The organism is Ochrobactrum sp. PL_is483 (assembly GCF_055816855.1).
The window spans coordinates 66,611-92,624 of sequence record NZ_JBVPGS010000024.1 but is presented as its reverse complement, the minus strand read 5'-3'; the positions used below and the strand labels follow the sequence as shown (position 1 = coordinate 92,624).

26 protein-coding genes and 1 pseudogene are annotated in these 26,014 nt (G+C 55.4%); 3 read left to right on the top strand and 24 right to left on the bottom strand.

Features of this window, described 5'->3' with window-relative positions; all coding sequences use genetic code 11:
* Window positions 1–82 precede the first annotated feature (82 nt).
* From AC0TNJ_RS03950 to AC0TNJ_RS03915, 8 genes are all read right to left on the bottom strand, one after another.
* On the bottom strand, window positions 83–631 hold the full coding sequence (locus tag AC0TNJ_RS03950; protein WP_473770311.1) for a DUF995 domain-containing protein: 549 nt from the start codon (window positions 629–631) through the stop codon (window positions 83–85).
* Window positions 632–751: 120 nt separating this feature from the next.
* Window positions 752–1,693: a glycoside hydrolase family 26 protein gene (locus AC0TNJ_RS03945; protein ID WP_473769202.1), complete on the bottom strand. Its 942-nt coding sequence runs from the start codon at window positions 1,691–1,693 to the stop codon at window positions 752–754.
* Window positions 1,694–1,706: 13 nt separating this feature from the next.
* A complete protein-coding gene (locus AC0TNJ_RS03940; protein ID WP_473769476.1) occupies window positions 1,707–2,213 on the bottom strand; it encodes a DUF995 domain-containing protein in 507 nt (168 codons plus the stop codon).
* A 34-nt stretch (window positions 2,214–2,247) separates the two neighbouring features.
* A complete protein-coding gene (locus AC0TNJ_RS03935; RefSeq protein WP_122002596.1) occupies window positions 2,248–3,675 on the bottom strand; it encodes a UDP-glucose dehydrogenase family protein in 1,428 nt (475 codons plus the stop codon).
* Window positions 3,676–3,688: 13 nt separating this feature from the next.
* On the bottom strand, window positions 3,689–5,488 hold the full coding sequence (locus AC0TNJ_RS03930) for a glycosyltransferase family 2 protein (RefSeq protein ID WP_473770331.1): 1,800 nt from the start codon (window positions 5,486–5,488) through the stop codon (window positions 3,689–3,691).
* A gap of 44 nt (window positions 5,489–5,532) precedes the next feature.
* Window positions 5,533–6,519, bottom strand: coding sequence for a UDP-glucose 4-epimerase GalE (gene galE, locus AC0TNJ_RS03925; RefSeq protein ID WP_473770310.1), 987 nt, complete (start codon window positions 6,517–6,519; stop codon window positions 5,533–5,535).
* 130 nt (window positions 6,520–6,649) lie between these two features.
* Complete coding sequence (locus AC0TNJ_RS03920; RefSeq protein ID WP_473770309.1) at window positions 6,650–7,663, bottom strand: UDP-glucuronic acid decarboxylase family protein; 1,014 nt, start codon at window positions 7,661–7,663, stop codon at window positions 6,650–6,652.
* A gap of 106 nt (window positions 7,664–7,769) precedes the next feature.
* A complete protein-coding gene (locus AC0TNJ_RS03915; protein ID WP_473770308.1) occupies window positions 7,770–7,976 on the bottom strand; it encodes a hypothetical protein in 207 nt (68 codons plus the stop codon).
* A gap of 126 nt (window positions 7,977–8,102) precedes the next feature.
* On the opposite strand from AC0TNJ_RS03915, the gene AC0TNJ_RS03910 reads away from it, so the two are divergent.
* Complete coding sequence (locus tag AC0TNJ_RS03910; RefSeq protein WP_473770307.1) at window positions 8,103–9,242, top strand: AraC family transcriptional regulator; 1,140 nt, start codon at window positions 8,103–8,105, stop codon at window positions 9,240–9,242.
* 278 nt (window positions 9,243–9,520) lie between these two features.
* Here AC0TNJ_RS03910 and AC0TNJ_RS03905 read toward each other — a convergent pair.
* The 8 genes and pseudogenes from AC0TNJ_RS03905 to AC0TNJ_RS03870 form a co-directional block, all read right to left on the bottom strand.
* Window positions 9,521–9,700, bottom strand: a pseudogene (locus AC0TNJ_RS03905) (transposase); the annotation flags it as partial.
* A gap of 75 nt (window positions 9,701–9,775) precedes the next feature.
* On the bottom strand, window positions 9,776–10,501 hold the full coding sequence (locus tag AC0TNJ_RS03900; RefSeq protein WP_473770306.1) for an aspartate/glutamate racemase family protein: 726 nt from the start codon (window positions 10,499–10,501) through the stop codon (window positions 9,776–9,778).
* Between the two features lie 18 nt (window positions 10,502–10,519).
* A complete protein-coding gene (locus AC0TNJ_RS03895; RefSeq protein WP_473770305.1) occupies window positions 10,520–11,776 on the bottom strand; it encodes an NAD(P)/FAD-dependent oxidoreductase in 1,257 nt (418 codons plus the stop codon).
* A gap of 26 nt (window positions 11,777–11,802) precedes the next feature.
* The gene (locus AC0TNJ_RS03890) at window positions 11,803–12,573 is read right to left on the bottom strand and encodes an amino acid ABC transporter ATP-binding protein (protein ID WP_122002603.1); all 771 of its coding nucleotides are present in this window, start codon (window positions 12,571–12,573) and stop codon (window positions 11,803–11,805) included.
* Window positions 12,574–12,612: 39 nt separating this feature from the next.
* Window positions 12,613–13,269 carry an amino acid ABC transporter permease gene (locus AC0TNJ_RS03885; RefSeq protein WP_473770330.1) on the bottom strand — a complete coding sequence of 219 codons (657 nt, stop codon included), beginning with the start codon at window positions 13,267–13,269 and terminating at the stop codon, window positions 12,613–12,615.
* Window positions 13,269–13,949, bottom strand: a complete 681-nt coding sequence (locus tag AC0TNJ_RS03880) for an aspartate/glutamate racemase family protein (protein WP_473770304.1) — start codon at window positions 13,947–13,949, stop codon at window positions 13,269–13,271. The genes AC0TNJ_RS03885 and AC0TNJ_RS03880 overlap by 1 nt, the downstream gene beginning before the upstream one ends.
* A 46-nt stretch (window positions 13,950–13,995) precedes the next feature.
* Complete coding sequence (locus tag AC0TNJ_RS03875; RefSeq protein ID WP_473770303.1) at window positions 13,996–14,778, bottom strand: transporter substrate-binding domain-containing protein; 783 nt, start codon at window positions 14,776–14,778, stop codon at window positions 13,996–13,998.
* Between the two features lie 79 nt (window positions 14,779–14,857).
* Window positions 14,858–15,322, bottom strand: a complete 465-nt coding sequence (locus AC0TNJ_RS03870) for an Lrp/AsnC family transcriptional regulator (protein ID WP_473770302.1) — start codon at window positions 15,320–15,322, stop codon at window positions 14,858–14,860.
* A 114-nt stretch (window positions 15,323–15,436) separates the two neighbouring features.
* Here AC0TNJ_RS03870 and AC0TNJ_RS03865 point away from each other — a divergent pair, with 114 nt between their 5' ends.
* Window positions 15,437–16,363: a LysR substrate-binding domain-containing protein gene (locus AC0TNJ_RS03865; RefSeq protein WP_473770301.1), complete on the top strand. Its 927-nt coding sequence runs from the start codon at window positions 15,437–15,439 to the stop codon at window positions 16,361–16,363.
* Here the strand turns inward: AC0TNJ_RS03865 and AC0TNJ_RS03860 are convergent.
* The 4 genes from AC0TNJ_RS03860 to AC0TNJ_RS03845 all read right to left on the bottom strand — a co-directional run bounded on the left by AC0TNJ_RS03860 (window position 16,354) and on the right by AC0TNJ_RS03845 (window position 20,521).
* Window positions 16,354–18,105, bottom strand: coding sequence for a thiamine pyrophosphate-binding protein (locus tag AC0TNJ_RS03860; protein WP_473770300.1), 1,752 nt, complete (start codon window positions 18,103–18,105; stop codon window positions 16,354–16,356). The genes AC0TNJ_RS03865 and AC0TNJ_RS03860 overlap by 10 nt on opposite strands.
* Before the next feature lie 246 nt (window positions 18,106–18,351).
* Window positions 18,352–19,029, bottom strand: a complete 678-nt coding sequence (locus AC0TNJ_RS03855) for a GntR family transcriptional regulator (RefSeq protein ID WP_473770299.1) — start codon at window positions 19,027–19,029, stop codon at window positions 18,352–18,354.
* Between the two features lie 100 nt (window positions 19,030–19,129).
* Window positions 19,130–19,864 carry an aspartate/glutamate racemase family protein gene (locus AC0TNJ_RS03850; protein WP_473770298.1) on the bottom strand — a complete coding sequence of 245 codons (735 nt, stop codon included), beginning with the start codon at window positions 19,862–19,864 and terminating at the stop codon, window positions 19,130–19,132.
* 30 nt (window positions 19,865–19,894) lie between these two features.
* The gene (locus AC0TNJ_RS03845) at window positions 19,895–20,521 is read right to left on the bottom strand and encodes a flavin reductase family protein (RefSeq protein ID WP_122002612.1); all 627 of its coding nucleotides are present in this window, start codon (window positions 20,519–20,521) and stop codon (window positions 19,895–19,897) included.
* A 133-nt stretch (window positions 20,522–20,654) separates the two neighbouring features.
* On the opposite strand from AC0TNJ_RS03845, the gene AC0TNJ_RS03840 reads away from it, so the two are divergent.
* Window positions 20,655–21,332, top strand: coding sequence for a GntR family transcriptional regulator (locus AC0TNJ_RS03840; protein WP_473770297.1), 678 nt, complete (start codon window positions 20,655–20,657; stop codon window positions 21,330–21,332).
* Window positions 21,333–21,374: 42 nt separating this feature from the next.
* Here AC0TNJ_RS03840 and AC0TNJ_RS03835 read toward each other — a convergent pair whose 3' ends face one another.
* The 4 genes from AC0TNJ_RS03835 to AC0TNJ_RS03820 are packed head-to-tail and all read right to left on the bottom strand — an operon-like array spanning window position 21,375 to window position 26,014.
* Complete coding sequence (locus tag AC0TNJ_RS03835) at window positions 21,375–22,355, bottom strand: ABC transporter ATP-binding protein (protein ID WP_473770296.1); 981 nt, start codon at window positions 22,353–22,355, stop codon at window positions 21,375–21,377.
* Window positions 22,352–23,335, bottom strand: coding sequence for an ABC transporter ATP-binding protein (locus AC0TNJ_RS03830; protein WP_473770295.1), 984 nt, complete (start codon window positions 23,333–23,335; stop codon window positions 22,352–22,354). The genes AC0TNJ_RS03835 and AC0TNJ_RS03830 overlap by 4 nt, the downstream gene beginning before the upstream one ends.
* Window positions 23,328–24,821: an amidohydrolase family protein gene (locus AC0TNJ_RS03825; protein WP_473770294.1), complete on the bottom strand. Its 1,494-nt coding sequence runs from the start codon at window positions 24,819–24,821 to the stop codon at window positions 23,328–23,330. Before AC0TNJ_RS03825 ends, AC0TNJ_RS03830 begins: the two co-directional genes overlap by 8 nt.
* A complete protein-coding gene (locus AC0TNJ_RS03820) occupies window positions 24,821–26,014 on the bottom strand; it encodes an amidohydrolase family protein (RefSeq protein WP_473770293.1) in 1,194 nt (397 codons plus the stop codon). The genes AC0TNJ_RS03825 and AC0TNJ_RS03820 overlap by 1 nt, the downstream gene beginning before the upstream one ends.

The window sequence follows — 26,014 nt, the reverse complement described above, 5'->3', positions numbered from 1 at the left end:
TACGTGAAACTTTTCATCTGTTAAATTAACGACAGGCCAGAGTTCCCGAGCAACGCTCGAGAAGCCCCCGCACTATCGTTCTTTATCGGCGATTAGCCTTCAGCCGCGCCACTTCTGCGCCTACCCGATCACCTTTGACCAGTTTGCGTATTTCGTCGTCTTTCCGAACTGGATTGTGCGCAAAGACATACCATTTTCCGCCAAGAGCGGGTTTCTGGTAGATCACGCCATTTTTCTCGCGGTGCAGGAAGCAGGTGACTGCGCCGCTGCTATCGCCTTGGCTGCTCCAGAGCGCGCGCAAGCAGAGCTTTCCGCCATCGGTCACATACCAATAGCCTGTAGCATGGGTTGTGGCCGCGCCTTTGCCGGACCAAGCGGAGAATTGTTTCTGTTCCCCAGAAAGAAGCCAGCCACGGGCTTTCTCACTGGAAAAGAATCCGCCGCCGGTTTTCCATTTCCAGGTGCGACCGGCATAGAGCTTTTCAAGCGCATGGCCTTTCATCGGTGAGGCCGCGGCCGCCAGTTGGGTGACGGTATTATCCGTCGCCGGCTTTGGCGCTGCACTGGCGTTGCCTGCCAGGGAGAGCGCTAACATCGCAGCGCTCGCAATGATGAAATGCTTCAATCGCATTTTCTTCTTCCTGTTGATCGAGCAATTCCAGCAAGCTGGCTTGGCGGAACTGCAAGAATGCAAAGAAAAGAGCGGCGGCGTTTTCACAAATAACAAGCCGCTCCGGTTGAATTACACGGATCAATCGAGCGGATGGTTTGCAACGCGCCAGTCCGGGCGTCCGACACCACGCGGCCATGGGTAGACTTCACGGTCGTTAAAGTAGATGACGGCGGTCAGGGCCGGAAACTCGGCGTGGGGCTTGTTGGCTTCCGCCGCCCAGTCCCGTACGTAGCTATCACTGCCTTCATAACCGAGCTCGGCAATGGCAACTGGTTTGCCAAAACCTGCCACACGATCATATCCCGGCTTGGTGCGCTCGACGAATGTCGTGTCTCGCCCGACAACCAGCTTGTCATAGGGTTGGTAGCCGAACACCGACAGACCGACGATGTCGAGATATTCGTCACCCGGATAATAGGCTTCCAACTGGGCATCTCCTCGCGGTGACCACATATATTGCGCGTTTGGAAGATGCTTGCGGCAGATGTCGATGACATGCCGGTAGGCCTTCACGTAGCCTTCCGGTTTCCAGTAGGCCCAGGTGAACTGTCCCTCCTTGTCGTCCATTTCCTGTGCCCAGCGGATGGTGACCGGGCTCTTCAACTTTGCTGCTTCAGAACAGACCGCAGCCATATTGGAATCGTACCGCCCCGCCAGAATTCCACTCAGGAGGTCCTCCGGGCTGACACGCCAGTCGCGGGCCCATGACCAGGGTTCAATAGTAATCAGCAAGGAGCGCCCGCGTTGACGTGCATATTCGTCTGCCGTCTTAAGTGTCGCAAGATCCACGTCCTCCCAGGGAAGGAACAGGTGCTCGATCTTCGAATTCGGATCATTGGTATAGTCCCCGTGCGGATCATAGGCACCGGGCGTGATTGATCGCTCCGTTATTACAGGGCGCTTGTCATGAAACGGGCGCCCGTCGACGCTGGCACCCGACACGCCGCTGGCAGCAAAGACTGCACCGCAAACAACCGCACTCCCGAGCAATCCCGCGATGACTTTCAAGAGACCTTTCATAGCCCCCTCCCTTCTATTGTTCGGATGTTTGTGTCGAAGAAAGCACAGCCTTCATACCTTCCAGCCGTTCGGACACCAGATCGGACGTCATGAGCTTGCTGGCCTCGTCACCTTCCTGGGGCTTGGAATGCCGGAAGACATACCACCCACCATCGGGTTCTCGTTTTTGATAGACAGTTCCATCATGGACCCTATGCGAGAAACAAACGCTGCCCGGAGCCGCGCCATTTGCCGAATGCCATGTCGCCTTGAGACACATCTGGCCGGTATGGGTGATAACCCATCGGCCTTCAGCCCACGATTTGCCCTCGTCACTGTCGATCCATGCGCTGAAGTGGCGCCCTGCAACCTTCATCCGGCCTGCACCATTCTCCCACTGCCAGCTCTTGTTTCTATAGAGTTTGAATATCTCGATCGCCGTCATGGCGCGGGCTCCAGCGGGCAACACAACATTCTGCGGCACCTCTGCATAAGCCGGCCCCGCAAGCGTAAATACCGCTGTAACAATAGCCATCATCATTCGAATACCGCTGCGGTTCTGCGAGCGTTCCGATTTAAGGATTGTCAATGGAACCTCCAGCCAGTTCGATGTGAGTACCGTTTGCTCGTTCTGAATGGGTCCGCCTGACCTTTTGCGGTAATGCGATCTTCGCATCGCTAAGATGCCGGACCGGTGTTGGGCGTCCGATTGCCGAAACATGAAAGCCGAGCTCTTCAGCTGCACCGGGTTCGAAAGCATTTCTAAGGTCCACCAGAACCGGCCGGCGCACGAGCTTCTTCAAACGCGACAGGTCAAGCCTGCGGATGCTGTCCCACTCCGTGATGACGACGATTGCATCGGCATCGCGGGCGCATTCGTAGGCGTCATCACAAAACTCCACATCGGTGAGAATTTTGCTTGCGTTTTCTATCCCCACGGGATCGTACGCCCGAACGCTTGCGCCGAAACGCTGCAATGTTTCAATTAACGGGACCGACGGCGCGTCACGCATATCGTCGGTATCCGGCTTGAAGGTGAGCCCCAGAACAGCAATCGTCCGCCCCTCGATGTCGCCGTCGAGCGCATCCATGACCTTCAAAGCCATGCGGCGCTTGCGCGCTTCATTTGCTGTAACCGTTTCCTGTACGATCCGCACGGCGACACCATAATCCTGAGCCGTGCGCAAAAGCGCCATTGTGTCCTTGGGAAAACAGGAGCCACCATAGCCGGGTCCGGCATTGAGGAAACTCGTTCCGATCCGTTTGTCGAGGCCCATTCCGAGCGCCAGTTCACGAACATTGCTGCCAACCTGTTCACAGAGATCAGCCAGCTCATTGATGAAGGTGATCTTGGTCGCCAGAAACGCGTTGGCGGCATATTTGATCAATTCCGAAGTGCGGCGCTGCGTTACAACGATCGGAGCATTTTGCGCTTCAAGCGGTGCGCTGTAGAGTTCCATGAGGACCTTGCGGGCGCGCTCGTCCTCGACGCCGATAACGACGCGGTCCGGCTCCAGGAAATCACGGATGGCAACGCCCTCGCGCAGAAATTCGGGATTTGACGCCACCGAGAAAGTGCTAGCGTTGCGGACCGAGCCGATGATTTTCTGCACCTCGTCGCCGGTGCCGACAGGCACGGTGGATTTCGTCACCACAACCGTGTGATTGTCGATCAACGGCGCCAGTTCGCGTGCCGCCATGTAAACGAAGGAAAGGTCTGCATCTCCGGAACCGGGCCGTGGCGGCGTACCAACAGCGATAAAGACGACAGTTGCACCCTTCACTGCCTCTGCCAGATTACCAGTGAAGCTCAAACGCCCTTCGGCCACGTTGAATTCAACGAGTTCATCCAGGCCTGGCTCATAGATCGGCAAGATTCCGCTTTTAAGACTATTAATCTTTTGTTGGTTTTTGTCGACGCACACGACTTCGTGGCCCCAGCTTGCAAAACAAGTCCCGCTGACCAATCCGACATAGCCGGTTCCAATAACAGCAATCTTCATATGTAATTGTCTCTTACTTGCGATTTGAATTGTTGCCGGCATCGGTGCGCCAGCGTGGGTTGAAAATGCTTTGACGAATGCTACGCCCCCCGACCCCTGCACCGGCCACAGCAAAGCGATCATCGAAGAGAGAAAAGCTCCGAGTTCCCCATGCAAGCGCCTCGATGCCCTCGCGTCCACGCTCGACAGATGCAAGGGCCGGCAGCGCGACGAGAGCAACAAGACTTGCTGCGAGAGCTGGGCGATAGATGCGTGTTTTGTAGCGAACCGTGTTCTCGCCTGCATGCTGTACGACGATGACGAATAGGAGCACCGTGTAGATCAGCGCATTGATGATCGCGAAGATGTAGAACCCCCGAGATTCATCGCTGGCGTCGGGTATGAGCAATACCGGCATGATCGAGGTGATAGCGAGGAAGCCATACGGGGCTAGCACACGCAATGGAAGTGGATCCACGTCGGCTGCGCCCTTCGGTGTCACGCGGAAATCCACGAAGGAACCCGTTGCCCAGTCACGCACGGCAGCAAGCGTGCCAGCCAGCGCCCATGGCCAGCGTGCGAACAAAAAAAACGTCATTTCAAGGCTGAGAACCCTCGCATTGTAAGGACGGAAAGTTCCCGAATTGCGCCAGCGGTATGCCAAAAGGATCAATATGATCGCCTGTGGCAGGAAGTGGCTCAAGAAATCGGGATAGGTCACGCCGACGAAATTCTCGCCCATCACCAAGGCCGCTATAGGCAAGATGAACATCAATGCCATGAAGAACGAAAATAGCGGATACCAGAACTGAGAGAACAGGAACTGGAACTTCAGTCGCGGGGGCAAAGTGCGGACGAACCTCGGAGAATATTGCAGCAGGAGCATCACCAGGCTGCGAGACCATTGGAACTCCTGGGTCACAAGATCAGCAAAGGTGCGCGGCCCGTCACCGTGAGCGATGGCGTCGAGAGCATGTGCTCCACGCCACCCATAAGAATTCATCATGAGCGTGGTGGAATGATCTTCCGCCAGTTCCGGCCCAAGACCACCAATCTCACGCAAGGCAATGGTGCGGACGGCATAATGCGATCCTATGCAAAGCGGTGCGAGACCGTTGTTGTAACCAGCCTGTAACGAACCATGCATGCTGGCTTCTGCATAAAGGCGCCCTCGCGCCGACCAGCTCTCTGCAGCATTGCGGTCGCAAATGCTGGGAGCTGAAACATAACCGATCGCAGGGTCGGCAAAGGGGCGCAGCATCTGGAACAGATAACCCGGTTCAGGAACGTGATCGGCGTCGAGCTGCACCACGAAATCATAAAGTTCATAACCGTAATGATCGTAGAAGAAGGCCAGATTGCCTTCCTTGCAGCGAGTACGACGCGGCCAGGTTTGTCGATGATAATCGGTGCGTCCCTTGCGGGTAGAAATGAAAACCCCGTTCGCCCTGCACCAGGCAATCGTTTCGGGAGACGGATCCTCATCGGCCAACCATGTGTCGTGCGGTACGTCTTGCGCCAGCATGGCATGCAGGGTCTCTGCTACCACGAGGAATGGTTCTGACGGAGCTTTCGTCACGACCATTGCGATCCGGCTGCCTTTCGGCAGGTTCAGCGGCCCGTTCGGACGGGTCGCGCGAAAGAAGAGCACGATGAAATAGATTGGCAACAGCGTCACCCACATCAGGATCGCCGTAACCACAACGGTGCCGCCAAGCTGAATATGGTTGGCAGGTTCAAGCCACCAACTCCAGAAATACAGCAGCGCCGCCATCCAAAGTCCCGCGCCGAACAGGTATTCAGCCCGCTGCCAGCCGGTAAAAATCGGCACCATCAACGGCACTGTGTGGACAGCGCCGTCGTCTTTCCTGAAAGTTCTCAAGAGAGTACCTCCAGACCGAAGAAGGGAGCAGCTGTGCGAATGATCGTGTCGAGATCGGAGTAAATCGTCTTGAAGCCAAGCTTCTCCGCAGCAAGCGACGGATCAGCATAGAGCACGGGCGGATCGCCCGCACGCCGCGCGCGCATTGCAACCGGCACTTCGCGGCCGGTCACCCGGCTGATGGCATCAAGGATTTCCTTGATGGAGGTGCCCCGCCCGCTGCCGAGATTGACTGCAAGGTTGCCACGATTGTTGATCAGATGTTCAACAGCGAGCACATGCGCACGTGCCAGATCGGTGACATGAATATAGTCGCGAATGCAGGTACCATCCGCTGTATCGTAATCGTCGCCATAGACTTCCAGAACATCAATACATCCGACCGCCGCCATCATGGCACGCGGAATCAGATGTGTTTCCGGATCGTGCGCCTCGCCCAGTTCGCCTTCTACGTCTGCGCCGGAGGCGTTGAAATAGCGCAAGGCAACATAATGCATTCCGTAAGCGGCCGCATAATCGGCCAGCATTTCCTCAGCGATCAGCTTTGTCCGCCCATAAGGATTGATGGGACGCTGCACTTCGCCTTCGCATATCGGTAATTGATCTGGAATCCCGTAGGTCGCACAGCTGGAAGAGAAAATCACATTGCGTCCGCCGGTTCTGCGACATGCCTCCAGCAAAGACTGCGTCCCGCTGACATTGTTTTGATAGTATTTGGCGGGGTTTTCGACAGACTCACCGACATAGGCGGACGCGGCGAAGTGAATGACGGCAGCGGGATCGTGTTCTTCGATCGTGTCGATCAGCAAACGTGTGTCGAGGATGTCGCCCTCGACAAAGTCTCCCCAGCGGATGGATGCCAGATGTCCCGTCGAGAGATTATCATAGACAACAGGCTCATAACCCTGCCTGGCAAGAAGCTTGACCGTATGGCTGCCGATAAAGCCTGCCCCACCGGCAACCAACACCGTTTTCTTAGTCATCGCTGTCTTTTCCTGGAACGCATAGAAGTATCTGCGCACGCTAATGCGCAGTGTTCATCAGTTTCACATTTGCGGGTCTGGTGGTTGGATGGCGTTGTCAGTCGCAACGCCATGCCCGTTCGGAGGTGACTTACGCTGCCTCCGCGAACTTCCCGATAGGATTGGTCAGTTGCCGCTCAAAATAAGCGATCGTTGACGTCAGACCGTCGGCAAGCGCCACGGCGGGTTCCCATCCGAGTTCCCGTTGCGCCACTTCAATATCGGGGCGGCGCTGGCGCGGGTCGTCTATCGGCAGCGGGCGATAGACGATTTTCGAGCGTGAACCGGTCATATCGATGATCTGCCTCGCCAGTTCGCCGACGGTGAACTCACCGGGATTGCCGATATTGACCGGCGTATGGATCGCCCGGGGGCTATACATTAGTCGATGGAAGCCCTCGATGAGATCATCCACATAGCAAAAGGAACGGGTCTGCGAACCGTCGCCATAGACGGTGATATCCTGGGACTTCAGTGCCTGTACGATAAAGTTTGACACGACGCGACCGTCGTCCGGGCGCATACGCGGTCCATACGTATTGAAGATGCGCACAATACGGGTATCGACTCCGTATTGTTGATGAAAATCATAGAACAGGGTCTCAGCGGATCGCTTGCCCTCATCATAACAGGCGCGAGGACCGAAAGAATTGACATTGCCCCAATAGTTCTCGGGCTGCGGATGCACATGGGGATCACCATAGACTTCCGACGTTGAGGCCTGGAAAATCCGCGCCTGATAGCGAACAGCCAATTCCAGAAGATTGAGCGAGCCAATCACATTCGTCTTCATCGTATGAACAGGGTCTACCTGATAGTGCGGCGGCGAAGCCGGACACGCAAGGTTATAGATTTCGTCAACGGGGAGATCGAGAGGCTCCACAATGTCGTGGCGCACGAAGCTGAACGTGTCAAAGCTCAGAAGGTATTGCAAGTTCTCCATCCTGCCGGTGGAGAAATTATCCACGCAGACAACTGAATGCCCCTCGTTCAGAAGCCTTTCGCAAAGATGTGAGCCAAGAAAACCAGCACCACCGGCCACAAGAATGCGTCTCACCGATTTCTGATGAGAATTACCGCTTGCTGAATTAGTTACTTTACCCACGAAAGCCTCCGATGGCAGGAAGGATTGTTGGTCGCCATTGACAGATGGACGAAGATACTTTCTTCGATTCAAAACGTATTTTCTTGTTCAGACATTTTTCTTGAAATCAACTTTGACGGCCATCTAGATATCCGTTACAACTCAGCATGGCGATATCAACTTGTCCGGAAAAGTTTTCAAAACGTCCATTTTTGCGGGCAATAGAAAATGTCAGCGAGGAGACGGACAAGCGAGTGATTTCGTAAATCACAGATGTGTTCTGGACAATCGCACCCCATGCATTGGGCTTTGGAGGGCTGATCAGCGGCGACACAAACCATTCATGAGCCATTCAGCTTGGGTAAGTAATGACTGACTGACTACACCATCCATTGGATGTCGCAGAATGCGTTCCAGAAATGGACGCACTCATTGGAACTATGAAGTTGGAGGTAGGATTATGAGTGGCAAGGAGGATCTGTTACAACCGGGATTTGTTGAACGCCGCCGTCATCCACGCGTGTCCAATGCTCCGCTTGGAATCGATAAGGAGAGGAAGGGCATTCTGGTTCCATTACGATTTGGAACAGCAGAGCTTCCAAAATCCCAGCAGTTTCCTGCCTGGCAGGAGCATATGGCCCCCGTACTGGATTGCCGGTTGCCGGACGGCGCAGATATTCAGAACGGGTTTATTGTCCAGCAGACGGTGTGGAATCTGGGAGGCATGTTAGTCGTTCAGGAGACCGTTCCGGCCTATGGATACGAGCGCTCGCCCCAAAAGATTCGATTCAGTCCGATTGATCACTGGCGCATCGCATTCCTCCGCTCAGGTCGCACTTGGACCGAAGTGGACGGCCATGTTGCACAAAATGAGCCGGGCATGATGGAAGTTCGTTCGCTCGGCCGACCGTTTCGTGGGCGAAGCCTGGCTGTGACAACGATAAGCCTGGTTATCCCCGTTGACCTGTTTTTTGATCAGGGTGGTTTACCGCCAGCCAGCAACAATGCCGTTATAGGAGGGCATCGGGTTAGTCTGCTTCTGGACTATCTTTCAAGCGTTGAAGCCAACCTCGAACGTTTCACGCATGACGATTTGGCAGTTGTGAAAGTCCGCCTGCAAGAAATGGTGTTTGATGCTGTTACTGCCTTGGTAGATCGGACTGAGAGCAAAGATCAGCTTTCTCAAGTCGGATTAATGACCCGGGCCAGACGCTTCATCCAAAACAATATTTCTTCACCGGATCTGAACATCGACAGGCTCTGCAAGGAACTGGCGATTTCCAGGACGCGGCTTTATGAGTTATTTGAAGTTACCGGCGGTGTCGCCAACTATATCCGCCGACGTCGCCTTCTCACTGCTCATGCCATGCTGGCAGATCCTACGGGTAGCCAGAAAATTGCGGACATCGGACTGGCGATTGGCATCGAATCCTCGGCCAATTTCAGCCGCACTTTTACACAATATTTCGGTTATAGCCCGAGTAGCGTATACAGGAAAAATTCTATTGTAGATCAAATTCCTCCTGCGGAGCGGGGAATTATAAAAGATTATCATCAACATACATTTGAAGGCTTGTTGAGGACCCTCGGTCTCTTCTGATCGTGAATCATTGCATAGTCTTGTATCATATAACCTTACGCAAATTGGATGTGCGGCAGACTGGAACACCTAGCCATTCGACCAGCTCGGTCAACGCAAGTGATCAGACGAGACTACGACGGCTTAACCAGTGCCGGAAGCCACTTAGAATCCGCACAAAGTTGTTCAAACAAACCGAGCCACCTCTGTGCCGCCTTTTGCAAGTTTATCCGAGTGGATTTTACGCCTGGCTGATGACTCCGCTGAGCGAACGAGCCAGCGAGGACAAACGACAGACTGATCTTCTCGGCCTCATCGCTGCCCTTCGCGTTCGAGGCAGCAAACTTCTTCTTCCATTCATAGAGCGAATGCTGGCTAACGCCCAGCCGTTGAGAAACCTCCGCAACCGGATAGCCCCGCTCAGTGATCTGACGCACAGCATCGCGTTTAAAATCTTCGCTGAAATTCGATTTGCTCATGATGCTCTTCTTGCCTCAAAATTAGGAAAGAAGGCGTCTACAAATCTCGGGGCTATTCAGTTTGTCGGATTGAGCTTACAGATAACGACGTGGATTTGCGGCCAGATAGAAAGTGCTGATCAGCGTGTTGATGTCGAACACCGGTAAACCGGATTCAGCCGCAACATGGGATGAAAAAGGGCACATATTCGTGCATTCAAACAGAATAGCGCCGGGATTTTCGCAGCTTTTCATGAACTCGCGCGTCATTTCCAGCATTTCTTCTTTAAGCACTTCTGTATCGAGATAATCGCGGCCCTCGATGTACGTCTGCGGAAACTCCGCATTTGCCTTCATCCCCTGCACCTGCACCGGGATCACATCGGATGACCAGCCAACGCCTTTAAAATGCGCCTCATTCATGTGATGCGCTCGCTCGGTAAAAATACCGATGATTTTGTCTGGAGCCAGCATGGCATGGATAATCGGCGCTTGCATTAATGCGGACGTGAAGACTGGAATATTAACCGCCGCCGCTATGTCTTGCTGGAACGGCCCCAGAAAACCGCAACTCGTGGTGATGGCACGCACACCTTCCGCTTCCAGTTCACGAGCGGCTTCGATAAATGGTTCGATTAGTTTTGGATCAGGATTGCTACCCATGATCCGCGTAGCATGAGCTCCTTTCACCGTCTTGTAGCGAACCGGAAAATCATAGGAGAGCGCATTGCCGATATCGCCGATCGGACGTGGGAAAATCGTGTCCAGCATAAGCACGCCGATCTGCTGGCCATAATTTGTGAAGCCACCTTTGAGCATCATTGCTTCTTCCTTTGAAATTTAGTGGCCGAAACGCGCCGGGGAAAAATCGCGAGCGCGTTCGGAGGCAACATTGTTGATTTCCTCGAAAACCATATCGGCTGTTTTGGGGGCCGCCGCGATCCCGATATGACCGTGACCGAAGGCAGCAATAATCCCGGGATGGCGGGAAAGTTTGCCGATCACCGGAACGCCATCTGCGGGTGACGGGCGATGCCCCATCCAGAGTTTGAGATGCTGGAGATCCTGTTTTGCCAGGTTGGGATAACTCGCCAATGCGTGCTTAAGCAGTACCTCCGAACGTCGCCAGTCGGGAGCTTTCTCCACCGTTGCAAGTTCGACCTGACCGGATAAACGTAAACCCATGTTGGTCGGCGTATTGCCCATACGGCCGGTACTCGGCATGATCGGTATGTCGAAGGGAAGTTCATTCATCGGCAACGTCACGTGATAGCCGCGCTCGCTTTGCATCGGCACATAGAAGCCAAGATCCCGCATGATGCGACCGGAATGAATGCCCGCCGCGAGCACGATATAGTCCGCGGCAATACTTTCATTATTGTCGAAGACGACACGAGGAGAGACACCGGTAAGTACCCTGATGACATTCTTGCGGATGCGATGAACGCCCACTTTTTCCGCCTGCGCGGCGATACCGGCAACATAGCTCCCGGTATCGAGACAATGCGCACCTTCCCGCACATGAATGGCAAAGCGAAAATTGTTTCCAAGCGCCGGGATACGTTCACGCAGTTCCACCTCTTCCCACTCGTCGAACAGAATGCCGTTATCGCGACGCAACTGCCAGCTCAGCGCTTCAGCCTCAAAAGCAGCACGATCAGGGTAAGCGTAAAGCAGGCCCCTCTGCACGATGAGATGTGCCTGCCCGGTCTTGCTAGCCAGATCAAGATGCCGTTTCGGAGCGTCATTGAGCAACCAGTTCAACGTCGCAGCAGTTTTTGTAACTCGTGATCTGGTGGCACCAGCAAGCAGGAAGCGCAAAAGCCACGGCGTCAGCCGAGGAACCGATTTCCAGTCAAGGGTCAGCGGCCCGTTGCGATCCAGAAGGAACCCAGGAACCTGCCTCCACAGTCCCGGCATACTCATCGGAATGATCGAAGCAGGGCTAATCCAGCCCCCATTGCCGTAGCTGGCACTTTGTTCGCCACCGGGTTCCGAACCATCACACAGCGTTACCTTCATGCCTGCCTCAGCGAGCCGCAAGGCGGTGGTGGAGCCGATAATGCCAGCTCCGACGACAATGACATTGCCTGTCATGACATTTATCCGTTCTGTACGTGCATTTATGCGAGGCCGCCATGGAAATGGCTCAGGAACTCTCGCGTTGCGGCTTCGCGCGGCTCATTTATCACCTGGCGAGCATCACCGGTTTCAACGACATAGCCATCCTGCATGAAAATGACCTTGTCAGCGACATCACGAGCGAAGGCCATTTCATGGGTAACGAGGATCATTGTCATGCCCTGTTCGGCCAATTGCCGGATAACCGCGAGGACTTCGCCGACGAGGGCCGGGTCGAGAGCCGATGTCGCCTCATCAAACAGCATCACATCCGGACGCATTGCGAGCGCTCTTGCAATCGCAACGCGCTGTTTCTGACCTCCTGACAACTGCTCCGGCCTGGAATCCGCGCGGGTTGCGAGTCCGACCTTATCCAGCAATTCCATAGCCAATTCGCTGGCAATCTTTTTGTCTTGTTTGAGAACGGTCACAGGCCCGATCATGACATTATCGAGAACGCTCATATGCGGAAACAGATTGAAGTTCTGGAACACCATCCCGGTATTGGCGCGAAATGCCGCCAGATATCTGTCCTTTAGAGACACACGCCCGGACGAGAAATCTATCTTCTGCTCGCCAATTGAGATGTAACCCGCGTCTGGCAATGAAAGCAGATTAAGACTGCGCAACAGTGTCGATTTGCCCGAGCCGCTTGGCCCGATAAGCGCAACCACCTGTCCGCGCTCAACCGTGAGGCTGATATTGCGAAGCACCACGATTTCGCCGAAAGACTTTTTCAGCCCGCGTACTTCGATCATCGGTTCAGCAGTCATAGCTTCTCTCCCCAAGAATTGCTTGCCTCGTGCAGTCCGTCATTTCAACCTCCCCTCCAGCCCATGGGCGAGCCGTGTCAGAGGGAAAAGAACTGCGAGATAAAGCAGTGCAATCAAGGTGTAGGTTTCGAGCGGCCGATAGGTGGCCGAGGTAACAAGCTGGCCTTGGTAAAGAAGGTCCGGCACGGCGAGAACCGACAAAAGCGATGTGTTCTTAAGCTGAAGCACGGACTGGTTGACCAATGGCGGCACCATGCGGCGGAGGGCCTGCGGTAATATGATTTTCCCCATGAGTTGGCCGCGGCGCATTCCGATTGCGCGTCCTGCATCCCACTGGCCTGCCTCGATGGAAACGATGCCGCCACGAATGATTTCCGCATAAAATGCAGCGCCGTAAAAAGTAAGTGTGATAAAAGCCGCCATGGCCGGCGAAATTTCAAAACCAATCAACATTGGAAGTGCGTAATAGCACCAGACCAGTTGCACCAGCACCGGCGTACAGCGGAATATCTCAACAACCGCCATAATGGGCACGGTGATGATTTTGTTGCCGGAAAGCCTGCCCAAAGCGAAGACTGTCCCGACGAAAATTCCCGAAAATACGGTTATGATCGTGAAACCGACAGTATAGGCCAGACCCTGAAGGAATAATCCCCGATATTGCCAAAGGCCGGAAAAGTCCCATTGATAATCCATTACTTCACTCTTTCTGACTTCCCGGCGAAGGCTCCGCAATAGGTCGAATTGAACAGCCAATGTCCCAGCGACAGAATATCGAACACCGGCACGCCGCATGCTGTTGTGACCGCTTGCGCGAATGGCGGCATGTTCGTGCACTCAAGGACGATGGCGCCAAGATCAGGCCTCCGTGTCTTCAGTTCCCGTGCCGCGTGTACGACTTCGGTTTCGAGCCCCGGGCGGTCGTAAATTCCACCGCCTTCGATCAACTCACGAAAGGCGCCGCCGACTGGCATGCCAATTCTGGGTGTGCTGATGTCGGCACCACAAGCAGTAAAGATCGCATCGTCAAGGCTTGTTTCATCGTAGGTGATGACTCCCACCTTCCGCTGCGGGCCAATCAAGGCGCTGACCATTGGCAACTGAAGCAGGCTGGAGGTCGCAATGGGTACCGACAGCTTCCTGCTCAGCGTGCTCTGGTGACGCGCCATGAAGCCACAAGACGTAACGAGCGAGCTGCATCCTTCGCCGATCAAAGTCTCGCCCGCGATGACGAAGTCTTCGATCAACCCGGCACCACCCTGACGAATGACCCTCTCAGGCGAAGCTTCGCTTACCTTTTTGAACTTTACCGGCATCTCCCATGACGCCGGATTGCCGACATCTCCGGGCGGACGCGGAAAGTCAGTGTCAAGCATGATGATACCGAGTGATCCTGGCTGACGCTGCATGACGGTCGACGGGTCAGAACTTCAAAGTCGGTGGCAGGTCAGACGGTTGGACACCCACCAGCGACAGGCTGCCGACGATCCATTCATTGACCTTCCCCTCTTCACGACGCCTTTTAAGCCAGACATCAACGTAGTCTCGGAATTCACCATTTGCGTCTTTACGGACGCCGATCGTTGTAGGTTGACTATCCTGCGGCTCAGGAATGAAGACCTTGTATTTGCCACCAAGTTTATGCGTCGTGACAACCGACATGAGCGCAACCTGCAAGATTGCGTCGGCGCGGCCAGACTGCAGCGCAATGATCGTTTCGTCGGCTCCTTTGAGCGCAACGAGTGTGCAGTTCGGCAAGGTTCTGCGGGCGAAAAGGTCTTGGGTCGAACCAAGATCGACCGTAACGCGGATTTCGGGCTTGTTCAGATCTTCCCAGTTTTTAATCTCGCGATCCTTGCTGGTAATGATGGTGAAGACGTTATCCATCATCGCTTGAGTGAAATCGACAGCCTTTGCGCGCTCAGGATTGTTACTCAATGCAAACATGATGTCGATCTTGTCACCCTGAAGATCCATGACCGAGTTGCCCCAGGTGGTTTCGACCATTTTCAGCTGCACACCAATATATTCTGCAAGGTCCTTGCCCATGGATACGCAAAAGCCGGCCCATTCTCCGGTCGCAAGATTTTTCTGATAGTATGGGGCTGTGCCGTTGAACACGCCGATGCGCAAAACACCGCGCTCTTTGATGGCTTTCAGCGTCGCGCCCCCGTCAACAGCCCAGGATAATCCAGGTGCGAACATGACCGCCGCGCTACCGAAAAGTGTTGTCTGGATAAACTCACGTCTATTCATTGTTGTTTCCCTCTTTTTGAAGCAAGCTTTACTGTGCGCTGGAATGCGCCAGGCTGCTTTCTCTATTGAACTTATTGGAAAGTACTACCGAGTAACTGACGTTTTCGACCCCCTCGATCTGCGCCAACTCTTCAATCAAAGCCTCCAGGTCCTCAAGAAAACCCACATGAATCCGGCACAATATATTGGCCGGGCCGCTGATGGCATCAGCAGTCACGATTTCCGGATAGGCACGCAATGTTGCGAACAAGCGTTGCACAAGGCGCTGCGAGGCGGTGATGAACAGATAGGCGAAAATGCTGTTATCGTCCGTTGCCCGGCGCACGATGGCACGGTAACCCAATATAACGCCGCGCCGCTCAAGCCGACCTATCCGTTCCTGAACGCTCGACCGGGCAAGACCTACCCGCCGCGCCAATTCACTCGCAGGCATCCGCGCGTTTTCTTCCAGGATACTGACCAGATTGCGGTCGATACTATCACCGTAGTCCATCGTGTTCCCTTATGTTTATTTTTAATGAGCATGCGGCGCTTTCTCATCAAATAAAAGCATTGAAAATTGGATTATGCATGACTTAAACTCATGATGAAACGTAAGGGGAGCCCGATGCGCCGCTTTCTTCCATCGCTTTCTGCACTCCATGCGTTTGATGCTTCAGTGCGTTACCTGAGCTTCACGCGGGCATCAGAAAATCTCGGCATGACGCAAAGTGGCGTAAGCCGTCAGATTCAGAATCTCGAATCCTTTCTCGGTCTTAAGCTGTTTGAGCGTGCGGGACCGCGCCTGGTTCTGACAGAAGAAGGACAGAGCTATTACGAGGAAGTCTCGCGTATTCTCGCAAAACTTGAAGAAGTGTCGATGGATGCCGTGCGTGGCTATAAAACCCAAAGCCTGCTCAAGATCGGGCTACCGCCAACATTGATGCGAAAATGGGCGCCGGGCATCATCAGTATTTTTGCCAGGTCATATCCACAAATATGGTTCGAAGTGTTTCCCTGCTCTCATGATCTTGATTGGAGCAAGTCCGACCTTGATCTAGCCGTGTTGCGCGGAATCGGCAATTGGGCCCATGTTCGAAGCCATCTGCTCTTCCCGGAAGAGCTTGTCGTCATCGGCTCACCGGACATCGTGCCTGAAAATGGGTTGGCCGGAGATGTCGAATTGCTCGACTTTCCGCTAATTCAGAATTCAAACAGACCAAGTCTTTGGCTGCATTGGTTGCGCGGCGCCGGCATCCATTACAATAAACGTATTTTTGGTCCGCGCCTGCCAACGCATGACGTTATTATTGAATGCGCCATCGCTGGCATGGGGCTAGCCATTGCCCCCAGAATTTTCGTTCAAGACGAGTTGCGGTCGGGAAAACTCAAGCTTGCGCTGGATCGCGTGCAAACATCGGGAGAAAGCTATTTTCTCTGCACTGCGCAAGCCCGTCAGGGATCAAAGAATGTACGCCTGTTTCGTGACGGGTTCATTGCAGAAGCAAAACGCCACAGGCATCATCTGTCTGTGGCGTCTGTCAATCAGATATAGGAATGTTCGACTGGCTTGAGATTAAGCGGGTCTTCACCGCGCGTTAAAAGCCACGAATAGACAGGCGGTACGCGATCAGCAATCGATTCAACATGGACATCAATCAAGCATGGTCCATCTTTCCATGCAAAGGCCTCTGTCATCGCAGCATCTAATTGGTCTGCAGTCTTAGCCGTCCATGCTTTCAAACCATAGGCTTCAGCAATTGCTTGCCCTTTTGGGGCCAGGAAATCGACACCAAAACATTGGTTATGTCCTTTGAGACGATGCAGACCCTTGATCCAGCCGAAAGTCCCGTTGTTAAACAAGATCAGAATGGCCGGCACTTGCAATCTCACCAATGTCTCCAGCTCACCCACCGTCATGCCGAATGAGCCATCGCCAAACAGTCCAATTGGTCGCTTATCGGGACCAGCACGCCAGGCACCAACCGTTGCTGGCAAAGCCGAACCCAGACCGCCGAAAGCACGCGGGATCGCAAAATGCGTTTCACTATCGTTGATTTTCAAAAAACGGGTCATATAGGGCGTTGGCGTGCCCGCATCTGAATAAATGAATGCAGGCTGCTCCGACTGGCTGAGAGCATTGTTGAAGGAACGCACAACACGTTCAGGGCGTAACGGTACACGTTCATCGCTCAAAGCTTCTTCGGCATGTTCCCAGAACTCTCGACGATGCGCATTCAGCCGCTCAATCCAATCGTTGTTCTTTCTTGGTTCAGACGTTTGCTCGATCTGCAACAACTCCTCCAGGACCAGCGACGCGTCGCCCTGAATAGAAAGAAGATTCTCGTAATTATTGGCCATTATCTCAGGCGAGATGTCGATCTGCGCGAGACGTCGATTGAGTGTAATCTTCGGAAACGTCCAGCCAATCGTAACAACCGAACCAATCCGCGATCCAACGAACAATGTGAAGTCAGAATGCTCCAGCGCCCAGTTGGCATGGGGATGATATCCGTTGTCTCCGATCACGCCGATAGCAAGACGATGATCGTCATCAATCGCACCTTGCCCGGTCATTGTCGTGCACATTGGAATATCAAAGCGCTCGGCGAGCTTGGTAATCAATCCTCCGGCACGAGCGCGATTGACGCCACCACCTGCAACGATCAAAGGCCGCTCAGCCTTCGCAATCAGCTCCAGCAATTCGTTGAGTTTCTGTTTGGGCGGAAGGGTCGGGAAAGCCGGAAAGGTTTTGCACTCTTCTTCAACATGGAGCGAAATGCACGTTGGATCGATCTCCGCGAGCAGGATATCCTCAGGAATTTGGAGATGCACCGCACCGGGTTTTCCCGAACAAGCGACACGGAAAGCACGGCGGATAATTTCAGGAAGCTTCTCCGCCGACTTCACCTGCACCGAAAGCTTTGTTACCGGCTCAAACAGTTTGGCGCAGTCAAGCTCGGTAAGCACACCACGTCCTTCGCCGGGCAATGGAATGTCGATGGTCAAAAGGATGACCGGGACAGATGAACCATGAGATTCAGCAACTGGCGGCAGGGAATACATAGCGCCCGCGCCTGATGGGCACTCGAAGACACCCGGTTTATTGGAAAAGCGGCCATAGGCATCGGCCATGTAACCAGCGGAGCGTTCATCACGCGCCATGATATGGCGAATTTCGCCTTCCCGTTGCTGGAGCGCTTCATAGAAAGGTACGTTCGTATCACCGGGCACCCCGAAGATTGTCTCCACACCGTAGCCAATCAGCATTTGCACCAAAATATCTGCGCCGCGCATTCCACTGCTCCATGTGAATTCGATGAAACGAGAATAGTTGCAGTCGATTTCGAGCTGCACCGGCGGATCGGTGGCCAGATCATATCCAGGCCGACGAAATGCAGGTGGGGGTCGGCATGATCTGACTGCTCGCAGCGGCAGAAAATCGTCAGTCACGCAGGCACAAATAATGTTTGATACGAGTGTCTTTACGTCATCCAGATTATGAACGCGCTATCATCGGGTCTCCGGTTTCGGAGCCACCATCTACGCAAAGACGGAACTCAAATCATGCGAATATTCATTAACTTCGCGAAGATCGAGCTGAGTTTCCACATGGTCGAGGTGATGCGCCATGAGACGGACCGCGTTCGCCACATTTTTCTGCAATATCGCATCCACGATCTCGGCATGTTCGTCCGGTCCGCAATTGAAGTAATCTGCCTTGCGATAGACTGCGGTAATAAGCGATGTTCGAGATACGAGATCACGCATCATCGTGAACAGAAAATCCGAAGATGCCAGTTCAGCCAGAAGAAGATGAAAACCACCCGACAATTTGATGATGTCAGTCGTGATATTCTTCGCGTTGGCAACCCGTTCCTTGGCAACGTGATCGCTGAGCCGCTTAAGATCGCCGCGCGTTGCTGACCGGCAAAGGCGCTCCACGACGCAACTCTCAACCGTGCGCCGTACAAAGAACACATCCCGAGCTTCATCAACTGTGGGCTTGCAGACGAATGCACCGCGATTGGGAAAGATATCGACAAGCCCCTCCCGTTTGAGGGCGGCAAGCGCTTGCCGGATGCGCGCGCGGCTGACATTGAAAATCTCCGCCATCTGCTCTTCCTTGAGCTGCACGCCCGGACGCAAACGCCTTTCTGCAATAGACAGCCAGACTTTCTCAACAATCTGCTGTGCCGATGCACCCCTCTGCTCTGCCATGAGCCATACTCCCCTTCCTTGTCACCAAGCTTGATGCGACAATAAAAGTCAACCATCATCACCGGGAAAAGAGGACAATATTGTCAACAATGATTGAAGGTTATCCCTCTTGAGTAAACACCTTGCAACCGGGCGCGCTTTTGACCCGAGGATAGTCATAGCTGTTCACCTTGGAGGTTGCGTATCCGGCGCCAACCAGCGCTTCCGCCATTTTGACCGCAGCCGTTACGCCATCGATCACCGGCACACCAGTCGCCTCCTTCAGACGATCACACAGGGATGACATTCCTGCGCAACCCAGCACGATAGCTTCTGCTCCGTCCTCGGCCTTCGCGCGTTCGATTTCTCTCAGCAACAATTGTTCCGCTTTATACGAATCTTCCTCGAGGGCCAGCACCGGAAGGTCGATCGCACGCACCTTGCGGCAGTGCCGATCAGCACCGTAATCGCTCACGAGATCCTCGATGATAGCCACCGAGCGAGGAAGCGTCGTTATCACTGAAAAGCGGCGGCTGATCGTCATGGCCACCTGTATCGCGGCCTGACAAATGCCGATCACGGGCCCTCTCGCCACTTCGCGCGCGGCATGCAGGCCGGGATCGTCAAAGCAGGCGATGACATAGGCATCCACCCCCAGAACCTCACCCTTTCGGATCTCTGCCAGCATTCCCGGCACGGCCATCGCCTCGTCCGCGCCACCTTCGATACTGACAGGCGTGTCGCTCGGGTTTGCGGCGGAGATATGCGTATGATCATGCTTGACCAGCAAGGCGCTTTCCAGCGCCTGCGCCGTCATGGAAGCGGTGGAATTGGGATTGATGAGATGAATATGCATAATGGTATTCTCTGTTACCTGGCTCTAAACCTACTGTTTCGGCTTCTTGAAATCGCCAATCGGCGGAGCTTTCAAAACGAACTGGCGGTCTGATGTCACATAATTGTCGGCATGAAGCCGGGCTATGGGCTGATAGGCTTCCGGATCCACGTAATGGCCCTCGGCATCAAGGCAATTGCGGCGCACGTGCATCTGCACCACCTCGCCCAGAACCAGGGTCCGGCGCGGGTATTCGATCAGACGTTCGACCCTGCACTCGAAAACGCATGGCGCTTCCTGAGGATAAGCGACATTGATCTTGCGGCACGGAACGGGGCTCAATCCTGCAACTTCCAGTTCGTCCACCTCGCTGTCGAAACCGAGCCCGCAAATCAGCATTTGTTGAGACAAAGCCATATCGACCATGCTGATGGCGAACTCACCGGACCGACGTATGTTGACCATCGTGTCCTTCTGCTCTCCTGTCAGACGCGGCTGAATACCCAATACGACGATGGCCGGATCATGGGAAAACACATTGAAAAAGCTCATCGGCGCAGCATTGTTATGCCCCGCTTCCGATCGTGTCGTCACAAGCGCAATCGGACGCGGACCAATGAAATTCGTTAGCAGTCTATAACGGCTCTGCGGTTCAATCGCTTCGAAATCGAATTCCATGGGCGGTCCAGATATTAGCGCTATTATCTACAATAATGTTTCATATTGTCGACAATACTGCAAGCAATTAAATCCGCGAGTTGACTTTTTCACGCATATGGCGATTGTCTGCGTCAACAAGGAGAAACCACAGATGAACGCACCAGCCGCAATGTCGGTCGAGCAGATAGTTGAAAGGGTTTGGCTTTCGATCGCTGAACGGCGATTGCGTCCTGGCGTACAACTCAAAGAAGAACAGCTGGCCTCGATCTTTCACGTCAGTCGCGCCCGTGTCCGTCAGGCATTGACGGTCCTTGAACGCGATGGCCTTGTGACCATCATTCCCAATCGCGGCGCTTTCGTCAGCAAGCCGTCCGTGGAAGAGGCGCGAGATGTTTTCTTTGTTCGACAGGCCGTGGAACGGTGCATCGTTGAAAGGCTCTGCGCCTCGACGCTGAAAGACAGCGTGAAAAGGCTTCGCGATCACGTCAATCAGGAGCGGGTTGCAAACGCCGAAGACAGCACCACCGACATCATCAAATTGTCCGGTGGCTTCCATCTTTTGCTGGCAGAACTGACCGGTTCCGATTTCCTGTTCACAACGATGCGAGACCTTATTGCCCGCAGCTCGCTTATCACCGCCGTTTATCGAAACACTGCCCGGTTCAATTGCGGCCCCGACGAACATGCCGAGATCGTGGAAGCGATTTCGGCAAAAGAGGTGCAGAAGGCCGTGCATCTTATGGCGCATCATCTGGAACATGTGGAATCCGAACTGGATCTGAGCGAGATACGCGATCTTTCCCACGATCTGCGAGCAGCATTGGCGTGAAGCGAAGAAGCCGGATACCGGCTTCTTCGCTGGCTTTCTTCTTCAAGCTTCCGTTTCGACCAGATGACAAGCGACGCGAGTGCCGTTCGGCAGCATCTGCATTGCGGGCACTTCCTTTGAGCAGCGCTCCATGGCGAATGGGCAGCGCGGATGGAAAGTGCAGCCGGACGGAGGCTTGAGCGGGCTTGGCACTTCGCCGCTGGCCGGTTCGCGGTTGCGGTTCGGGGCCTCAATATTCGGGATGGTCTGCAACAGGAGCTGCGTATAGGGGTGACGCGGCGCGGCAAACAGCTCTTCCGTGTCGCCCTCCTCCACGATGCGGCCCAGATACATCACCGCAATGCGATCCGACATGTGGCGGACGACGCTCATGTCGTGACTGATGAAGAGATAGGTCAGGCCCAGCTTGTCCTGCAACCGACGCATCAGGTTCAAAACCTGCGCCTGCACCGACACGTCGAGCGCCGAAGTCGGCTCGTCGCAGACGAGGAATTCAGGCTCGCTCGCCAATGCGCGGGCAATCGAGATGCGCTGGCGCTGGCCGCCCGAAAATTCATGCGGGAATTTTTCGCCATCGGAGGGCGAAAGCCCGACCGTGCGCAAAAGTTCCTCCACACGCTCGGTCACTTCGGCGGCGGTGTCGCGCAGCTTCAGTTCACGCAGCGGCTCGGCGATGATGTTCTTCACCCGCCAGCGCGGATTGAGCGAGGCATAGGGATCCTGAAAAATCATCTGCGCTGAAAGCGGCTTGCCGCTCTTGCCCGGCGCAAAGCGCATTTCGCCGCTCGTCGCACGATGCAAACCGGTGACGAGGCGGGCAACGGTGGATTTTCCGCAGCCGCTTTCACCGACGATGCTCAGACAGCCGCCCGCAGGCACCGTGAAGCTGATGTCGTTGACGGCTTGCAGATATTGCCGGGGCTTGCGTTCAACCACCCGGTTGAGCCATGGCGCCGACACATCGAAGGTTTTGACCAGTCGATTAACGGTAAGGGCCGGAGCTTTTTGCAACGGTTTCGTCATGCGATGCCTCCCGCGTTCAGCCAGCAGGCGCTGGCGGTCTGGTCGGAGAATACGAGTTCCGGGCGCTCGCGCAGGCAGCGCGGCCCCGCCATCTTGCAGCGCGGATTGAAGGCGCAGCCCTGGGGGATCGCATCGAGACGCGGCATGGAACCGTCAATCTGGTTGAGCTTCTCGACACGTGCGCCAAGCGACGGGATCGAGGCCATCAACCCTTGCGTATAGGGATGACGCGGCTGGTGCAGCACCTGCGCCACCGGCCCGATCTCGATCAGCCGCCCGGCATACATGACCGCGATGCGGTCAGCCGCCTCGGCGATCACGCCCATGTCGTGAGTGACGAGCATGACGGCGGTGTGCTTTTCCTTGCACAACTTGCGCAGGAGCGAGATGATCTGCGCCTGGATCGACACGTCGAGCGCCGTGGTCGGCTCGTCGGCGATGACAAGCTTTGGCGAAGCGGCGAGCGCAAGCGCAATCACTACACGCTGGCGCATGCCGCCGGAAAACTGGTGCGGATACTGGTTGACCCGCTCTTCCGGTGAGGGAATACCAACATCGCGCAGCAATTGCACGGCGCGGGCGCGGGCTTCCGCCTTGCCGAGCCCCAGATGCCGCCGGATTGTTTCAACAAGCTGCGCACCCACCGTAAACAGCGGATTGAGCGAGGTGAGCGGGTCCTGGAAAATGGCCCCGATTTCGCGCCCGCGGATTTTTTCCATGGCGCGATCATCAAGCGTGTCGATGCGCGTTTTGCCAAGCCAGACCTCGCCGCCAGCGATATGGCCGGGCGCTTCGAGCAGGCCCTGAATGGCGAGGCCTGTCATGGATTTGCCTGCACCGGATTCACCGACCACGCCGAGGATTTCACCCGGGCGGATCGACAGGCTGACATCCGACAGCGCGGTTACCGTGCCGCGACGGCCCGGGAAATCCACGCGCAGATTGCGCACCTCAACGACTGGTTCTTGCATGTCACCCATTTTCATTTTCCTCTATAGGATAGCTGGGTGGGAAGATTTCGCTGACCGGAGGGTTGTTCCAGCTCCGTTCAGGATATTTGGCGATCAGCCCGTCATATTGCGCCTGCGCCTGATCACGGGCCTTCTGCATGTCGAAACCAGCCAGCTGTCGGTTCATCATGGAGACACGACCGTCAACAAAAACGGCCTCCGTGATCTTGCCCGAACCGCCTGTGACGATGGTGGTAATCGGATCGATGGATGGCGCCATGAAGACGTCATCAAGACGGAAAACCGCAATATCCGCACGGGCACCCGGCGACAGATGGCCGAGATCGGAACGCCCCAGCGCCTTTGCACCGCCGATTGTCGCGGCATCGAACAGGTCTTTGGCGCGCAGACGATCTGGTGCGCCATCGGCCACACGACCGGTGATGAGACCGGCCAGCAGGTTCATCAGCATGTCAGGCGGCGTCGTATCCGTGCCCATGGCAATGTTGATCCCGCGCTCGCGGCAGTCGGAGAACGACTTGAGGATCGAACCGCCACGGCCTGAAACCAGCGGGCAATGGACGATGGAAACGCCATGTTCCGCATAAAGGCCCAGATCTTCGTCGGTGGCGTTGGTGGCATGCGGCGCAATGAGACGGTCGCTCAGCAGGCCGTTTTTAGCAAGCCAGACCGGTGCGGTCGAACCATGCAGCGCCCGCACCGTATCGACTTCCATCGCGCCCTGCGCCATGTGGAGGCGGAACTTGCAGCCCAGATCGCGCGCGGCGGCATCGGTACGCTGGATCAATCCGAGCGTTGAAGTCTCAACACGATCCGGCGCCAGCATGCCTCGAACCAGATCGCCATGACGGCCATTCTGGCGTTCGATATAAGCGATGGCGTCCTTCAAGCCCTGAAAACCGCGTTCCTCGTCGAAGACCGGCACCATCTTGCCCGGTGCTTCCAGCACCATGCCGCCCGAACGGTAGGCGGGGCTGAGATAGACGCGCAGGCCGAGATCGCCTGCGGCTTCCGCAGCAGCATCGAACTCGGCAACTGTTTCGCCCCATTCGCGGTAAAACAGCGAGGCAATCGGCGCGGCAGTGGTGATGCCGTTCAGCAAAAGCTGGCCGAAAGCAAACCGCTTCTGGAAAGCGAGTTCTTCCTCGCTATACATTTCATAGGGACCAGCCTCGACGTAAGAGCGCGGCCAGACGCGGCCCTTGGCCCAACCGGGATGATGGTCGATGCCAAGGATAGTGGTGTCGAGATCGGACAGCGCGTCTAGGTCGATCAAGCCGGGGCTGATCAGCGCATTGCCGAAATCGATGCGGCGGGTCACTTCGCCGGAGAAACCATGACCGACGAACAGGATTTCGCCGTGCTCAAAGACGACCTCGCCATTGCGGAGAAGCCGGTGGCTACCGTCCTTGTGCCCGACCACCCAGCTTGCGGTGATCAGGGTGCGGCCTTCCGGCCTCGATCCAAGCGGAAGGGTTTCCAATGCCTTGTTCATCATGGCATCTCCACCACGGCAACGCCCTGACGGGCCGTAACGCGACCGCCCTTGACCACCAGCGGACGCGGGGCGACATCCACCACCGCATGGGCCAGCGTCTCGCCGGTCAGAAGGGTGAAATCGGCATTGCAGCCGACGTTCAGCCCGTAATTTTCAAGTCGCATGACGTCCGCGCCGCCCTGCGAAACAATGTGCAGCAGATGCTCCAGATCGTGATCGGAGCGCACGCCGTTCTTCATGCCGATAATCTTGGCGCGGTCGAGCATGTCCGGCTGGCCCCACGGACCCCATGTATCGCGAATACCGTCGCAGCCGCCGCCGATGCGCACGCCTGCTTCCTTGAGCCGCTTGATCGATGGCACCGTGGCCGAAGGCGCGCCGGTGGTGAGGATGGCAACATCGAGAAGAGCAAGCTGTTCGATCAATTGACCGACGCGCAGATAGTCGTTCATGCCAAGCGCAAAGGCGTGGCTGATCGCCACCTTGCCTTCCATGCCATTGGCGCGGATGCGCTCGAAAATAAGCTCCATCGTGAAGGCACCGAGATCACCCGTTTCATGCAGGTGAATATCGATCGGAACGCCATGCTTGGTGGCAAGGGCGAACAGGATATCGAGCTGGCCCTTCGGATCACGGTCGATGCCGCACGGATCGATGCCGCCCAGCACTTCGCAGCCCTGCCCGAGCGCCTCATCCAGCAGCTCCTTTGTGCCCGGCATGACCATCAGGCCGGACTGTGGGAAGGCCACGATTTCAATATCGATGATGCCTTTCAGCTTCTCGCGCGTTTCCCACAAGCCTTCAACCAGCGACAGGCCGTGGGTCGGATCGATATCCACGTGACTGCGGATATGCGTGCTGCCATGTGCGACCAGACCGATGGCGTGGCGCATCGACTGGCGATGCGGATCAATGCCGATTTCCAGCCGATGCTCGCGTTCGAAATCAATGCGCTCGCGCAGGATCGCAGCGCGGTTGTTGACATGCCAGGGCATGCCCCAGGTGGTCTTGTCGAGATGGGTGTGCGCGTCGATCAACCCGGGTGCGACGATGGCGTTGCCGCCATCTTCCACAGCCATTCCCGGCTCTGCTTCAAACTGTCCGAAACCGGCAATCTTTCCGTCCCTGATGAGGATATCGCAGGTTTCACCTGCCATCGGGCGGACGTTGCGGAGCAAAAGATTGTTCAT